Raw genomic sequence first — 14,767 nt, forward strand, 5'->3', positions numbered from 1 at the left:
CGAGCCCTTTCCTGATGATCCCTAGGATGGTCTAGCCGACCTGACTTTGGTGAAGGATTGGAGGTAGGAAGGAAGCTTGTCACTCTGGATCGTTCGTTGTTCATCGTCTTTGACGATGTCTGATGAATGATCGGATTACCGTTGCCTGACCGCGCGGTACCGGATTTGATCTCGAGAAGCTGGTCTTAAGATAGACTGCAAGTGAGCTGCTCGGCGTAGCTCCAATAAAGCAGATCTATCGAACACGTCGATGGCATCATTGGTTTGGTTGGGTTGTAAAAGGTAACCCGGCCTGCTGATCGCTTCCTTTGGAGGCGACAGCGAGATGATGAGCATTGGCAATGAGAACGATTAAGTGGAATAAGGGCATTTGGTGGATGCCTTGGCATGCACAGGCGATGAAGGACGTGATACGCTGCGATAAGCCGTGGGGAGCTGCGAATAAGCTTTGATCCATGGATTTCCGAATGGGGAAACCCACCTTAGATATCTAGAAAATCTGTTTTGCTAGACCAATCTGTTTTGACCGGTTGTGTGGGACATCCCATACAGGCCGGTAGGCCGTCGCCAAGCGTTTGGCGCACCGTCTGTAGCGCAGGCTCGAAGAGCCGACAGCGTGAAGACAAAACAAACCCCGCGTGTGGGGCGATAGGGTTCGGCAAAAGAGGTTTCTAGATATCGCAAATAAGGTATCTTACTCTGAATACATAGGGGTAAGAAGCGAACTCGGGGAACTGAAACATCTAAGTACCCGAAGGAAAGGACATCAACCGAGACTCCGCAAGTAGTGGCGAGCGAACGCGGACCAGGCCAGTGGCAATGAGGAATAAAGCGGAACAAGTTGGAAAGCTTGGCCATAGTGGGTGACAGCCCCGTACGCGTAGAACACTCATTGTCCTAGAGTAGGGCGGGACACGTGAAATCCTGTTCGAACATGGGGAGACCACTCTCCAAGCCTAAGTACTCGTGCATGACCGATAGCGAACAAGTACCGTGAGGGAAAGGTGAAAAGCACCCCGACAAGGGGAGTGAAATAGAACCTGAAACCGGATGCCTACAAACAGTAGGAGGGCGAAAGCCTGACTGCGTACCTTTTGTATAATGGGTCAACGACTTAGTGTAACTAGCAAGCTTAAGCCGGTAGGTGTAGGCGCAGCGAAAGCGAGTGTTAATAGCGCGATTGAGTTAGTTGCATTAGACCCGAAACCGAGTGATCTAGCCATGAGCAGGTTGAAGGTTGGGTAACACCAACTGGAGGACCGAACCCGCATCTGTTGCAATAGATTGGGATGACTTGTGGTTAGGGGTGAAAGGCCAATCAAACTCGGAAATAGCTGGTTCTCCGCGAAAACTATTTAGGTAGTGCGTCGATCGAATACCTCAGGGGGTAGAGCACTGGATGGGCTATGGGGACTCACCGTCTTACTGATCCTAACCAAACTCCGAATACCTGAGAGTACTAATCGGCAGACACACGGCGGGTGCTAACGTCCGTCGTGAAGAGGGCAACAACCCTGACCTCCAGCTAAGGTCCCCAAGTCATGGCTAAGTGGGAAAGGATGTGAGGATCCCAAAACAACCAGGATGTTGGCTTAGAAGCAGCCATCATTTAAAGAAAGCGTAACAGCTCACTGGTCTAAATAAGGGTCTTTGCGCCGAAAATGTAACGGGGCTAAAGCCATGCACCGAAGCTGAGGATGTGCAGTAATGCACGTGGTAGCGGAGCGTTCCGTAAGCCTGTGAAGGGACAGTCGTGAGACATCCTGGAGGTATCGGAAGTGCGAATGTTGACATGAGTAACGATAAAGGGGGTGAGAGACCCCCTCGCCGAAAGACCAAGGGTTCCTGCTTAAAGTTAATCTGAGCAGGGTTAGCCGGCCCCTAAGGCGAGGCAGAAATGCGTAGTCGATGGGAACCACGTTAATATTCGTGGGCCTGGTGGTAGTGACGGATCACACAAATTGTACAGTCTTACTGGATTGATTGTGCAGTGGAGTGGTTCCAGGAAATAGCTCCACCGTATAGACCGTACCCGAAACCGACACAGGTGGTCAGGTAGAGTATACCAAGGCGCTTGAGAGAACTATGTTGAAGGAACTCGGCAAATTGCACGCGTAACTTCGGAAGAAGCGTGACCCCTTTTTACGCAAGTGGAGAGGGGTGGCACAGACCAGGGGGTAGCGACTGTTTATCAAAAACACAGGGCTCTGCGAAGTCGCAAGACGACGTATAGGGTCTGACGCCTGCCCGGTGCTGGAAGGTTAAAAGGAGAGGTGCAAGCTTTGAATTGAAGCCCCAGTAAACGGCGGCCGTAACTATAACGGTCCTAAGGTAGCGAAATTCCTTGTCGGGTAAGTTCCGACCTGCACGAATGGCGTAACGACTTCCCCGCTGTCTCCAACATAGACTCAGTGAAATTGAATTCCCCGTGAAGATGCGGGGTTCCTGCGGTCAGACGGAAAGACCCCGTGCACCTTTACTATAGCTTTACACTGGCATTCGTGTCGGCATGTGTAGGATAGGTGGTAGGCTTTGAAGCTTGGACGCCAGTTCGAGTGGAGCCATCCTTGAAATACCACCCTTATCGTCATGGATGTCTAACCGCGGTCCGTTATCCGGATCCGGGACAGTGTATGGTGGGTAGTTTGACTGGGGCGGTCGCCTCCGAAAGAGTAACGGAGGCGCGCGATGGTGGGCTCAGACCGGTCGGAAATCGGTCGTCGAGTGCAATGGCATAAGCCCGCCTGACTGCGAGACTGACAAGTCGAGCAGAGACGAAAGTCGGTCATAGTGATCCGGTGGTCCCGCGTGGAAGGGCCATCGCTCAACGGATAAAAGGTACGCCGGGGATAACAGGCTGATGACCCCCAAGAGTCCATATCGACGGGGTTGTTTGGCACCTCGATGTCGGCTCATCGCATCCTGGGGCTGGAGCAGGTCCCAAGGGTTTGGCTGTTCGCCAATTAAAGCGGTACGTGAGCTGGGTTCAGAACGTCGTGAGACAGTTCGGTCCCTATCTGCCGTGGGTGTAGGAATATTGACAGGATCTGTCCCTAGTACGAGAGGACCGGGATGGACATATCTCTGGTGGACCTGTTGTCGTGCCAACGGCATAGCAGGGTAGCTATATATGGAATGGATAACCGCTGAAGGCATCTAAGCGGGAAACCAACCTGAAAACGAGTATTCCCTATCAGAGCCGTGGAAGACGACCACGTTGATAGGACGGGTGTGGAAGCAGGGTAACCTGCGAAGCTTACCGTTACTAATAGCTCGATTGGCTTAATCGTTCTCATTGACCATGCTCATCGACTTCGTCGATGAGCCATCTGTTTAGCGCTCACGCATGAGCGGCTCGTATACGAGCCTATGCTCCGCGAGGGCGCCGAACGATCGGCGACGCGCCTTGCGCTTGCGGACTTCGTCCGAAAGTGCCAAGCAAAACGTCGCGGAATGACGTGTTCATACAATAAGAAAACGGGCAACGCCCGCCAGCTTCTCAATTATGCAAAGCATCAATACGGTTCCGTATCAACGCTTTGGCACCCTTCTGAGCGCAGGCGAAGAAGATGGGTTTGCCAAAGAAAAGGGAACACTATTGGTGCCAAGCGTCAACATTGCCCTTAGCTGACCTGGTGGTCATGGCGGGGCGGCCGCACCCGTTCCCATTCCGAACACGGCCGTGAAACGCCCCTGCGCCAATGGTACTTCGTCTTAAGACGCGGGAGAGTAGGTCGCTGCCAGGTCTGCTAAGCGCAATGTTCATACTCAAATCAATCATCTTCTCTCACATACATCGGCCCCGCCGAAAACATAAAGGGTCGCTCAAGCGACCCTTATTCCGTTAACGAATAACAATATATAACGCGGGGTGGAGCAGCCCGGTAGCTCGTCAGGCTCATAACCTGAAGGCCGCAGGTTCAAATCCTGCCCCCGCAACCAAAATTACATCAATCCCGTAGCCTTAAACGCTGCGGGATTTTTGCGTTTCTTAGCTTCGGTTGCGCCAACACGGCCCTCATCATAGCGCTTCACAATCCCCCTGACCTTGCCCCGCTGAACTAATCCATTTTGAAGTAAGCTCTGTCCCATTGAGAGGACCAGAGAATGAAGCGCAACCGTTTCACAGACGAGCAGATTATCGGGATATTGAAGGAGCATGAGGCAGGCACGCCGGTCTCGGAGCTTTGCCGCAAGCACGGCGTCAGCGATGCCAGCATCTATAAATGGAAGGCCAAATTCGGCGGAATGGAAGTTTCCGAAGCCAAGCGGCTGAAGACGCTGGAGGACGAAAACACGAAGCTGAAAAGGCTCCTGGCAGATGCGATGCTCGACAATTCGGCTTTGAAAGACCTTTTGGGAAAGAAGTGGTGACGCCCGCAGCAAAGCGGAAAGCTGTCGCTCATCTGATGGATCACCACCAGATGAGCGAACGGCGGGCGTGTAAAGCCATCGGCTTTTGCCGGATGACGATCCGTTACGAGACCAGGCGCTGCGATGACTATGACCTTCGCGAGCGGATGAAGGCGCTGGCGCATGAACGCCGCCGCTTTGGATATCGACGACTTCATGTGCTGCTCAGGCGTGAGGGTCACCTTGTGAACCATAAGCGGCTCTTCCGGCTCTATCGGGAAGAGAAGCTGACGGTGCGCAAGCGCGGCGGTCGGAAACGGGCGATAGGCACACGAGCACCGATGCTGATCCCGCTTGCCGCCAATGACCGCTGGTCCCTCGACTTCGTGTCGGATCAGTTCACCGATGGGCGCAGGTTCCGGGTGCTGACCGTCGTCGATGATTGCACCAGAGAATGCCTTGGCCTCGTCGCCGATACGTCTCTTTCTGGCCTGCGGGTTGCCCGTGAACTGGAGCGGATCATCGAGGGACGAGGCAAGCCGAAGATGATCGTCAGTGACAATGGCAGCGAATTCACCAGCAACGCGATCCTGCAATGGACGGATCGGACGAAGGTCGATTGGCATTACATCGCACCCGGCAAACCGATCCAGAACGCCTTCATCGAAAGCTTCAATGGGCGGCTGCGCGACGAGTTCTTGAATGAAACGCTCTTCTCGTCACTGAACCATGCTCGAGCAGGGCTTTCAAACTGGCGAGGCGACTACAACGATCATCGACCACACTCTGGTCTAGGCTGGCTGACACCGGCCGAGTTCGCTCAGACCATCAACCCGCGACGTGATGCGGTGCTGCGCAGCCGAAATGGCTCCGCACCGCAACCCGCCGCTACCGCCCCGAATACAGCAACCCAAAACCACTGGAGCGAACTCAAAACTGGATAAAACTTGGGGGCAAGGTCAAGAGAATGAAGCGCAACCGTTTCACAGACGAGCAGATTATCGGGATATTGAAGGAGCATGAGGCAGGCACGCCGGTCTCGGAGCTTTGCCGCAAGCACGGCGAATGCTGAATATCGAAACTTCTGTTGGTCCAAAAGGTGGGATGGTTCACAGCGCGGCATCTTGAAATGGAGCCATGAGTAGAAAAATTGCCAAATGACTTGGCGGTGGTCGCCAAGCCATCCAGAGTAGCAGTGTCAGGGGGAGAGTTCCTCAAGAACGCGGTCTTTAGTCTCTACCGCGAAGAGAGCTGTCACGAGAGCGCCTACCAGCAGAATTACCGCGAAGGCCCCGAATACATATTGGATTCCCATCGACGACATAACCCAGCCGACAGCAATAGGGCCGGCAGAAGATCCGAGCCGTAACCAGGCGCTGCCTGTGCCCGTGCCGATAGCACGCAGACGTGTCGGGTAGATCTCCGAGGAATAAAGATATAGCGAAAACGTCACCGTCTGGACAATGGCGTAGGCAAGTCCCGCAAGGACCAGAACCTGAACCGCTGACGTCGCTCCTAGCCAGGCGAGAATAACCAGCGGGATTGGGGCAATCAGAAGTGCACCGGTGTACCAGCGCTTACGTCCCACTTTGTCGATGAGAAATGCGCAGATAATGGCTGCGATCACACCACCGACAGAGGTGATAAAGCCGTAGAGGATACTCGTTTCAAGCGGGAGATTGAATGTCTGGCGATAGAGGGTTGGAAGCCAGGTGATTGTGCCATTGGCTACCATATAAGCGCAGAACCACATGGCCCATATTGATAATGTGCGCTTAAGATAAATACCCTGAAACAGCTCGCGCCAGTCGGATTTGCGGCGCATGGGCGCGGCGACGAGTTTTGGCTCAGGCAGTTCGTTGCCGGCGGCTCGGGCGCTGTGCTCTAGCTTGGTGACGATACGGTCAGCTTCTTCATATCGACCATTGGCGACCAACCAGCGAGGAGATTCATGCAGGAACCATCGTAGCGGAATCATCAAAATTGCGGGAACCAGGCCGACGACGAACATGGCTTTCCAGCCATAGAGCGGAACCATGAAGTATCCGATCAAGCCTGCGCCCACCAGGCCAAGCAGAAACATGACCTCGTACAACAGAAAGAACCTGCCGCGCCCTTTAGAGCCAATCAACTCGTTGATATAAGCGCTGGCGACCGGTACTTCACCGCCGGTGCCAATTCCTTGTACGAACCGAAATGCCATCATCATGCCGGCGCCTGCCGCAAACAAGCACGCGATATCCATGCTGACAAAAAGCAGAATGGTGAACAGCAGCACTTTCAAGCGGCCAATCTTCTCAGCCATCCAACCGAAGCAGACCGCGCCAATCAGCTGCCCGAGATAGCCCATAGACAGGATCATGCCAGTTTGTCCCGGAGTGAGGTTCCACTCGCGAACCAGGACCGGCATGGCATAGGCGATTGCGATGACGGTGTAGCCGTCAAAAAAGGTTGCAGCGCCGACAATGTTCCGTGCCCAGAAAACCTCGCGGGTGACCGGCAGCCTTTCAAGGCGCGCACTGATTTCAGCTTGCGGGTCAACAAGCGGCGGCGCCGCCGTGATCCGTTGTTCAATATTCATGATATCCTCCCTCTGCCTGGCCCAGTCTCCCAGCCTGGCGTCGAACCTACGCGTTGATTGTCTCGACCTCCGGATCGTTGGACACAGGGTGACCAAGAACCCGGAGGACGCGGCTCTTCATGGCGAGAGACGCACCAAGCCTGGCAGTCGGTGCGGATGCGGTGCATCACTCCCAGATGCGGCCGCAATGTCCTCCCCTTGGAATGCCCCCGCCTGATACGAACGATCACTGAAATGACCGTTCGTATTCCTTTGTTGTCCTCAAGGCGAAGATGCGAGAGCATCGTCACGCTTTTTTACGAGAAGCGGGGAGTTGCGGACTATTCGGCCGCCATCAGCTGCTCGACGCGGCCAATACCGGCAGCATCGAAGGCCGCGAAGATTTCAGCTTCGGCCTTCTCGCCGAGATTCTTCAAGGGCTCGCGGATCGTGGCGTGTTCCAGGACGCCGCGATGGACGAGGCCAAGCTTGAGAGCCACGGTACCCTCCATGTGAGAACCTCGATGGTACACGGCTCTTGTAACCGGAAGGAGTTGCTCGAAAAGCTTGCGTGCTTCGGGATAGTTCTGCGCCTTGCCCGCTTTGATCAGGTCGATCAGGAGTTCTGGGGCGATATTTCCATAACCAACGAGCAGGCCGTCAACATCGAACATGGTCGGCAGCAACCATTCGTCGTGGCAGCTCAGGATTTGCAGATTGGGATTGGCCTTTTTGAGCTCAGGGATCTCAACATACCAGCGCTTCATGTTGCGCACACCGTTTTTGGTGGCAACGACGCCATCCTGGGTCGCGATGGCAAGTTGGGTGTCCAGGTCGTAGGACGCTTTGGTCGCATCCGGATACTGGAAGAGAATGCATTGCAGGCCGGATTCCTGCCAGATCGCCTTGTAGCGATCCTGCGGGGCGCCCTTCTGGAAGCCGAAACGGAGCCAGCCGTGGTTGGGATAAACCAGTGCACCAGTTGCCCCGGCTGCCTTGCACTTCTTGGCTTCTTCCGCCGCGACCCGGGTGCCTTCACCGGTGATACCAGCAATGATCGGAATCCGACCATCAACCGCCTCTACATAGGTGCGGATGAGTTTCAATCGCTCTTCTTCCGTCAGAAAAGTACCTTCGCCAGCATGGCCAAGAATGACAAGGCTTTTCACGCCGTCCATTCCTGCGAGCCATTTGGCAATGCGGGTATTGGCAGCATAATCGACCTCACCATCGCGGGTGAAAGCAGTGACTGGTGCCGGGCTGAGCCCTCTCATATCCATTGGTTGCATCGGGTATCTCCTCCTCAGATAGCCGCCGCCCGCTTTAGCGACCGGCGATAGGATCGTTAATGGGAACGTTCCCACTATCGTTTCTGATTTTACTGGAGTCAATATTTTTTTTAATGCATGGTTGAAGCTGCAATTGCGCAGGGCTATCAGCGGAGAACCTCGAATGAATGTAAGGACCGAAGATGCGGGGCGTCTGGGACGCGTGACAATTCTCGATGTTGCGTCGGCTGCCGGTGTCTCAAAATCGACGGTATCGCGCATTCTCGATGAACGTCTTCCCCGATCCGATAACGATACGGCCCGTCGTGTCCGCAAGATTGCAGAAGAGATGGGGTATGTGCGGGATATCTCGGCGGCGAGCTTGAGGCGCGGTACCACAATGACTGTCGGCATCATCGTGCCCCGCTTGACCGACACGGTTATGGCCATGCTTTACGAGTCGCTGGCCAAGGCCTGTAGCAGAAGCGGTCGCTTTGCAATTGTCGCGACAACCGATGACAAGCCCAGGGCCGACAGGCTTGCTGCCGAATCACTTTTGAACCGAGGAGTGGATGGGCTCATCCTTTCGACAGCGCGGTTGGATGATGATTTTGCTGATGACCTCATCGCTCGGGGAGTGCCCCATGTCTTCGCTCTTCGCACGGCTGGGGCAAGCCTCTGTTCCGTTGGCGATGACAGGTTGGGCGGATACTTGGCAACACGCCACCTGATAGACCTGGGCCATCGTCATATTGGGGTGATTGCAGGACCATCTTATGCTTCCAGCGCGGTTGGGCGGGTGGAAGGCTACAGGCAGGCAATGCAAGAAGCAGGAATTCCGGTCTTTCCAGACGCAATCGTTCCGTCGACCTTCGGGCTCGACGCCGGCGCGGAAGCCGCTGAATATCTGATGCGGCTGGATAACCATCCGACAGCAATCTTTGCCGTCAACGACAACACGGCTATCGGTGCGCTCTCAGGCCTTTCGCGCCTCGGAATTTCCGTACCCAAAGAGGTTTCCGTGGTCGGATATAATGACATTCCGATCGTCAATCATCTCCCCACCCCGCTGACAACGGTTCGGGTTCCCTTTGACCAGATCGCATCGCATGCTTTGGATCTATTGCTGAGTGAGACGGTTTCGGCTGAAGACAGGATACGGATCTCGGCCCCAACGCTTATTCCGCGCAAATCGACGGCTAAGCCGGTGCTGTAGCATTTTAATACCTGCTTCTAACCAATTGTCGGTGACAATCGGCAATCAATGAGACGGCACGTCGCAGATCGGGATTGGACGGGGTGGAGGCGCGGGATGATCCTGCTTGTATTGAGCGATAATCGGCTCGAGCTTTTCCTTAGGCCAGAACTGCGGGGAGCCAATTTCCTTCAAGCAGGCGTTGTTCCAATAGGTCTTATTCCCTGAAGTGGACCGGCTTGCCGTCAAGTCCCGGGAAACTGCGTTGATGTCTCGCGACTCAGGGTAGATGTAGAGGGTCGTCGGGTTATCCTTGACCAGTGACAGGACTTGGGGCGCGTCGTCCGGAGACCAACTTGTGCAACCGTCACTGCGGCCAGCGGGGTAGGTGACGAGATTACCGCGTGGGACATAGCCGTCTCGATTGGCATAGGTGCTGTCAGGCTTTTTCAGCATGCAAATTCCCGAGACCAATGCCGCCGCATGCCCGCCAATTGCGCGTTGGCGGGCATTGGCGGTCTCACCGGTTCCATCGAACTGTACGAAAGACCGCGTCAGGAAAGATTCCTGATTGGCAGAGGTGCGGTAGTAGCCTTTGAACGTCGTCTTGATTTCGCTCGTCATGTAAGCGCCGCCCGCCGTCAGGTTTGAATCCAGGGCATTACCAAAGTTCTTGGCGCATTCTCGCCCGTTTGAGAAATTGACGGTGCCTGCGAGATTGCGCCCGCCACCGTGTCCCGCTGATATGACCCGAAAGGATCGCTGCGCTTCACAGATGACATAGAAGCGGCCTCCGGAGGTGCCGTCAGTACGGTCGTTTGGCCGGGTGGCATCCATCGCGAAATAACATGCGTTGCTGACCTTGCCTTCCGCCACTCTAGCGAGATAGAGCGCACGCGCCCTCTCCAGGACGACAGGGGCGATCTGGCCGGTTCCTTCCCCCACGTGGTCTTTCAGCCAGTCTGGAAGGCGTGATGGTCCTTCTGCGGCCATAGCCAGGGAAGAGGCCGATGATAAAGCGAAGACGGAGAGAAGCCTGATGAATTTGAAAAAAATGGGAGTGAATGTCATGCACATCTTCCTGAAACATCCGTTGCTTTGCAAATCTTACCGCGGCTGAAACCCACTGGCAGGATGCTGTAGCACTCTAAATTTGCTGCATAATTCTCTCCTCAAATCGGGTCAGATTTAAGGAATAATGCAGTCAAGAATGTTCAGGCAGTGATGATTGGCAACATGGGTTGCAAATAGCCGGGTTTTGGAAAAACCCGGCTATTAACCTTTGGAGACAATCTCGATTACAGCGTAACGACAATCTTTTCCTTGGCAGCCTTAACTGCCGCATCCGCCAATTTCAGCGCAATCAAGCCATCTTCGATGGATGGCGAAGGTGCTTTGCCGCTCTCGATGAAATCGAGAAACGCCGAGATTTCCGCCGCATAAGCCGCCGTGTAGCGGGTCATGAAGAAATCATGCAGCGGTGGGCGGGTGTATCCGTCCTTGGTGGCGATCTCAATGGAGACTGGACGCTGGTTTTCAGCCGCTACCGATCCTTCCGAGCCATGCACTTCAATGCGCTGGTCATAGCCATAGGTGGCGCGACGGGAGTTGGAAATGATGGCCTGACGGCCAGACGCCGTGGTCAGCACAAGGCTGGCACTGTCATAATCGCCGAGTTCGCCAATCTTCGGGTCCACCAGCACGGCAGCCGATGCCATGACCGAGGTGATTTCTTCGCCCAGCAGGAAGCGGGCAATGTCGAAATCATGAATGGTCATATCGCGGAAAATACCGCCGGACACCTTGATGTATTCTGGCGGCGGCGCGCCGGGGTCGCGGCTGGTGATGGTGACCATTTCGACCTTACCGATCTTGCCATCATCAATTGCCTTGCGAACCGCCTGAAAATGCGGATCGAAGCGGCGGTTAAAGCCCAGCATAACCTTGCCGCCATTGGCGCGCACCGCTTCGGCGCAGGCTTCTGCCCGCTTCACATCCAGATCAATCGGCTTTTCGCAGAACACGGCCTTGCCAGCGGCGGTGAACCGTTCGATCAGATCGGAATGGGTGTTGGTGGGGGTGCAGATCAGCACCGCATCAATCGAGGCATCGGCCTCAATCTCTTCAATGGTCTTGACCGCTGCGCCATAGGCATCGGCAATCGCCTTGGCAGCCTCGGGGAAAGCATCTGCAACGGCCACCAATTGGGCGCGCTTGTCTTCGCCAATGGCCTTGGCATGCACCTTGCCAATGCGCCCTGCGCCCAGAAGGGCCAGTTTCTTCACCATGATGTTCTCCTCCCGTCTTGGCACGACCCGGCCAAGCTCATGACACGTTAAACGCTCTCAAACCCACCGCAGTTTTTGACAGTGTCAACTGTTGCGGCAATCCTCGTTTGGAATATATGTTCTATTTTGCTAGATTGGGATAGTGTTCCTGTCAAGGCGGTTTAGAGCGCTGCCGTCAAAGACGTTGATGCAAATTTGAGGCGATAAACCAACCATGTCTGACACCACAGTTGCAGAGACTTCCGCGCCCGATAGCATCAAAGCCTTTGAAGAGCGGCTGATGCAGGTGTCTGACACCTTGCCAAAAAGGCTGAAGCAATGCGCGGACTATGTGGCCGCCAATAAGGACCGCATCGCGGTTTCCACCGTGGCCGAAATGGCGGAAGGTGCTGGCGTGCAGCCCTCTGCCTTTATGCGATTTTGCCAAATATTTGGTTTTTCTGGATTTTCCGAGATGCAAAAGCTGTTTCGGGACTCTCTTGTCGGCGGTTGGCCGGATTATTCTACCCGTCTGCATCATTTGCGCGAAACGGCATCGGGCAGCCCATCGGCGCTTTTGGCGGAATTTGTCGAGGCGGGGCGTGTTTCGCTGGAAGGATTGCTGCAAACGGTCGATCCGCAACTGTTAGAACAGGCTGTGGCTTGCCTCAGCACGGCTGGAATGATCCATATTGTTGGCTTGCGCCGCTCTTTTCCGGTGGCAAGCTATATTGCCTATGCCTTTGAAAAAATGGCAGTTCCGGCCATGTTACACAGTGGCGTTGGCAAATTGGAAAGCCAGCATGCCATCCGCGAGGGCGATGTGGTGCTGGCCATTACCTTTGCGCCCTATTCGACCGAGACGCTGGATCTGGTTGAGCAAGTCTCAGCGCGGGGCATTTCCGTGGTGGCAATTACCGATACGGTGGTCAATCCCTTACGCAAACTGGGGGCAATAACGCTCTCAGTCGCCGAGGTGGATTTTGGCGCATTCCGCTCGCTCTCCGCCACGCTCTGTCTGGCCATTGCGCTTTCGGTTGCGGTGGGAACGGCACGGCAGCAGGACTGAACATTTGTGTTGATGGGTTCAAAAATAGAATATATAGTCCATTTTCAAGCGATAATAGAATGACCTTCCGGGAGTGAGGTCATTGACGGCAGGCAAAACAAGCCCTGTCGCGTCCAAGGAGGAAAGCGTGCCAAAACTTGACCTGATCACCATCGGCCGTTCGTCCGTTGATCTCTACGGCGCGCAAGTGGGTGGCCGTTTGGAAGACATGGCCTCCTTTAACAAATATATCGGCGGTTCTCCGACCAATATTGCAGCTGGCACCGCGCGTCTGGGCCTGAAATCGGCTCTCATCACCCGCGTGGGCGATGAACACATGGGCCGCTTTATCCGTGAGCAGTTGGTGCGCGAAGGCGTGGATGTGCGCGGCGTCAAGACAGACCCCAAACGGTTGACGGCGCTGGTTTTGCTCGGGATTCGGGATGAGCATCAGTTTCCGCTGATTTTCTACCGCGAAAACTGCGCCGACATGGCGCTGTGCGAAGATGACATCGATCCGGCATTTGTGGCCGAGGCGGCTTGCGTTTGCGTTACGGGTACGCATCTATCGCATCCCAATACAGAAGCTGCGGTGCTGAAAGCGCTGCGATTGGCGCGGGAAAATGGTGCTAAAACAGCACTTGATATTGATTACCGCCCTAATCTCTGGGGCTTGGCAGGCCATGGCGATGGTGAGAGCCGCTTTATCGAATCACAGGCTGTGACCACCAAACTCCAATCCACCCTGCATTGGTTTGATCTGATTGTCGGCACCGAAGAAGAATTCCACATTGCGGGCGGCTCCACCAACACGGTGGAAGCGCTGCGGGCGGTACGGAATGTTTCCAAGGCCACGTTGGTGTGCAAGCGCGGGGCCTTGGGCGCTGTGGTGTTTGATGGCGCAATTCCCGACAGTCTTGATGATGGGCAGACGGGCGAAGGCTTCCCCATTGAGGTCTTCAATGTGCTGGGCGCTGGCGATGGCTTTATGTCTGGCCTGCTGAAAGGCTGGTTGACGGGCAAGGATTGGCCCACAGCGTTGAAATATGCCAATGCCTGCGGTGCCTTTGCCGTATCGCGCCACGGCTGCACGCCCGCCTATCCCAGCCTTGAAGAGCTGGATTATTTCTTCAAAACCGGCATTCGTAACAAGGCTTTGCGCAAGGATGCGGCGCTGGAGCAGGTGCATTGGTCCACCAATCGTGATGGTGAATGGCCGCAGATGCGGGTGTTTGCCTTCGATCACCGTATGCAGTTGGAAGCCATGTGTGATGAGGCTGGTGTTTCCCATGAGCGGATTGGCGCTTTCAAGCAACTGTGCCTGAAAGCAGCGCAGCAGGTGGCCAATGGCCAACCCGGTTATGGCATTTTGTGCGATAGCCGTCTGGGTCGTGATGCGCTCTATCAGGCCTCCGGCTCTGGCCTTTGGATTGGCCGCCCGGTGGAATGGCCCGGCTCGCGCCCGCTGACATTGGAGCCGGAACTGGGCGAGGATTTTGGTGGTCTTACAGAATGGCCAGTTGAAAATGTGGTGAAGGTTCTGTGCTTCTATCATCCCGATGATGATGCAGCCTTGAAGGAAACTCAAGAAAATACGGTAAAACGTCTTTTCACGGCTGCGCGCCGTAACCGACTTGAAATGCTGTTGGAGATTATCCCTTCCAAGGTTGGCTCCACCGATGATGACACCGCAGCCACCATTATCCAGCGTTTCTACGACATCGGCGTCTACCCCGATTGGTGGAAGCTGGAGCCGATGAAAACTTCAGGCGCTTGGGCTAAGGCGGTTGACGCCATTTCCCGCAACGATCCCTATACGCGAGGCATTGTTGTGCTGGGTCTGGATGCGCCAGCCGCAGAGCTGGAGGAGAGCTTTAAGACCGCCGCCAGCTTTGATCTGGTCAAGGGCTTTGCCGTCGGGCGCACCATTTTTGGCGATGCGGCCCGCAAGTGGTTGGCTGGCACCCTATCGGATGATGATGCGATTGCTGACATGGTGGGTAAATATACATCGCTGTGTCAGGTCTGGGATCGGGCGCGTTCAAACGCTTGAGCCTTTAGAATTTCGGGGAGAGA

General features: G+C 55.1%; 8 protein-coding genes, 1 tRNA gene, 2 rRNA genes and 1 pseudogene. 8 read left to right on the top strand and 4 right to left on the bottom strand.

Translation table 11 applies throughout. The features are described from left to right. Positions 1 to 349: 349 nt before the first annotated feature. From AVCG78_RS15990 to AVCG78_RS16010, 5 genes and pseudogenes are all read left to right on the top strand, one after another. Positions 350 to 3,290, top strand: a 23S ribosomal RNA gene (locus AVCG78_RS15990). Positions 3,291 to 3,631: 341 nt separating this feature from the next. Then, positions 3,632 to 3,746: ribosomal RNA gene (gene rrf / locus AVCG78_RS15995) — 5S ribosomal RNA — on the top strand. A gap of 119 nt (positions 3,747 to 3,865) precedes the next feature. After that, positions 3,866 to 3,942: transfer RNA gene (locus AVCG78_RS16000), tRNA-Met, on the top strand. Positions 3,943 to 4,107: 165 nt separating this feature from the next. Then, a protein-coding gene (locus tag AVCG78_RS16005) for an IS3 family transposase (RefSeq protein ID WP_156636673.1) occupies positions 4,108 to 5,297 on the top strand; the annotation gives its coding sequence in 2 pieces (ribosomal slippage) (positions 4,108 to 4,357 and positions 4,357 to 5,297; 1,191 coding nt in all). A 23-nt stretch (positions 5,298 to 5,320) separates the two neighbouring features. After that, positions 5,321 to 5,416 (top strand): annotated as a pseudogene (locus AVCG78_RS16010) (transposase); the annotation flags it as partial. Positions 5,417 to 5,551: 135 nt separating this feature from the next. Here AVCG78_RS16010 and AVCG78_RS16015 read toward each other — a convergent pair. Together AVCG78_RS16015 and AVCG78_RS16020 are read right to left on the bottom strand one after the other, a co-directional pair. Then, positions 5,552 to 6,934 (bottom strand): MFS transporter, encoded by a 1,383-nt coding sequence (locus AVCG78_RS16015; protein WP_071202311.1) that lies wholly within the window; start codon positions 6,932 to 6,934, stop codon positions 5,552 to 5,554. 320 nt (positions 6,935 to 7,254) lie between these two features. Then, positions 7,255 to 8,202 (bottom strand): dihydrodipicolinate synthase family protein, encoded by a 948-nt coding sequence (locus AVCG78_RS16020; protein ID WP_012654554.1) that lies wholly within the window; start codon positions 8,200 to 8,202, stop codon positions 7,255 to 7,257. Between the two features lie 163 nt (positions 8,203 to 8,365). Here AVCG78_RS16020 and AVCG78_RS16025 point away from each other — a divergent pair, with 163 nt between their 5' ends. Continuing rightward, a complete protein-coding gene (locus tag AVCG78_RS16025; protein WP_071202312.1) occupies positions 8,366 to 9,397 on the top strand; it encodes a LacI family DNA-binding transcriptional regulator in 1,032 nt (343 codons plus the stop codon). A gap of 45 nt (positions 9,398 to 9,442) precedes the next feature. On the opposite strand, the gene AVCG78_RS16030 is transcribed toward AVCG78_RS16025, so the two are convergent. Continuing rightward, the gene (locus tag AVCG78_RS16030; RefSeq protein WP_143049347.1) at positions 9,443 to 10,447 is read right to left on the bottom strand and encodes a hypothetical protein; all 1,005 of its coding nucleotides are present in this window, start codon (positions 10,445 to 10,447) and stop codon (positions 9,443 to 9,445) included. A 227-nt stretch (positions 10,448 to 10,674) separates the two neighbouring features. Then, positions 10,675 to 11,664, bottom strand: coding sequence for an inositol 2-dehydrogenase (iolG, locus tag AVCG78_RS16035; protein ID WP_071202314.1), 990 nt, complete (start codon positions 11,662 to 11,664; stop codon positions 10,675 to 10,677). A gap of 214 nt (positions 11,665 to 11,878) precedes the next feature. On the opposite strand from iolG, the gene AVCG78_RS16040 reads away from it, so the two are divergent. Both AVCG78_RS16040 and AVCG78_RS16045 read left to right on the top strand, forming a co-directional pair. Continuing rightward, a complete protein-coding gene (locus AVCG78_RS16040) occupies positions 11,879 to 12,712 on the top strand; it encodes a MurR/RpiR family transcriptional regulator (protein ID WP_071202315.1) in 834 nt (277 codons plus the stop codon). Positions 12,713 to 12,839: 127 nt separating this feature from the next. Further along, complete coding sequence (locus AVCG78_RS16045; protein ID WP_071202759.1) at positions 12,840 to 14,744, top strand: bifunctional 5-dehydro-2-deoxygluconokinase/5-dehydro-2-deoxyphosphogluconate aldolase; 1,905 nt, start codon at positions 12,840 to 12,842, stop codon at positions 14,742 to 14,744. Positions 14,745 to 14,767: the final 23 nt, after the last annotated feature.

Source organism: Gillisella vitis, assembly GCF_021559775.1.
Taxonomy (GTDB): Bacteria; Pseudomonadota; Alphaproteobacteria; order Rhizobiales; family Rhizobiaceae; genus Allorhizobium; species Allorhizobium ampelinum.

What these genes read in the sequence shown, in the direction of transcription:
- AVCG78_RS16015 (WP_071202311.1), bottom strand. Translation starts at nt 6,934, where the DNA reads ATGAATATTGAACAACGGATCACGGCGGCGCCGCCGCTTGTTGACCCG.
- AVCG78_RS16020 (WP_012654554.1), bottom strand. Translation starts at nt 8,202, where the DNA reads ATGCAACCAATGGATATGAGAGGGCTCAGCCCGGCACCAGTCACTGCT.
- AVCG78_RS16025 (WP_071202312.1), top strand. Translation starts at nt 8,366, where the DNA reads ATGAATGTAAGGACCGAAGATGCGGGGCGTCTGGGACGCGTGACAATT.
- AVCG78_RS16030 (WP_143049347.1), bottom strand. Translation starts at nt 10,447, where the DNA reads ATGACATTCACTCCCATTTTTTTCAAATTCATCAGGCTTCTCTCCGTC.
- iolG (WP_071202314.1), bottom strand. Translation starts at nt 11,664, where the DNA reads ATGGTGAAGAAACTGGCCCTTCTGGGCGCAGGGCGCATTGGCAAGGTG.
- AVCG78_RS16040 (WP_071202315.1), top strand. Translation starts at nt 11,879, where the DNA reads ATGTCTGACACCACAGTTGCAGAGACTTCCGCGCCCGATAGCATCAAA.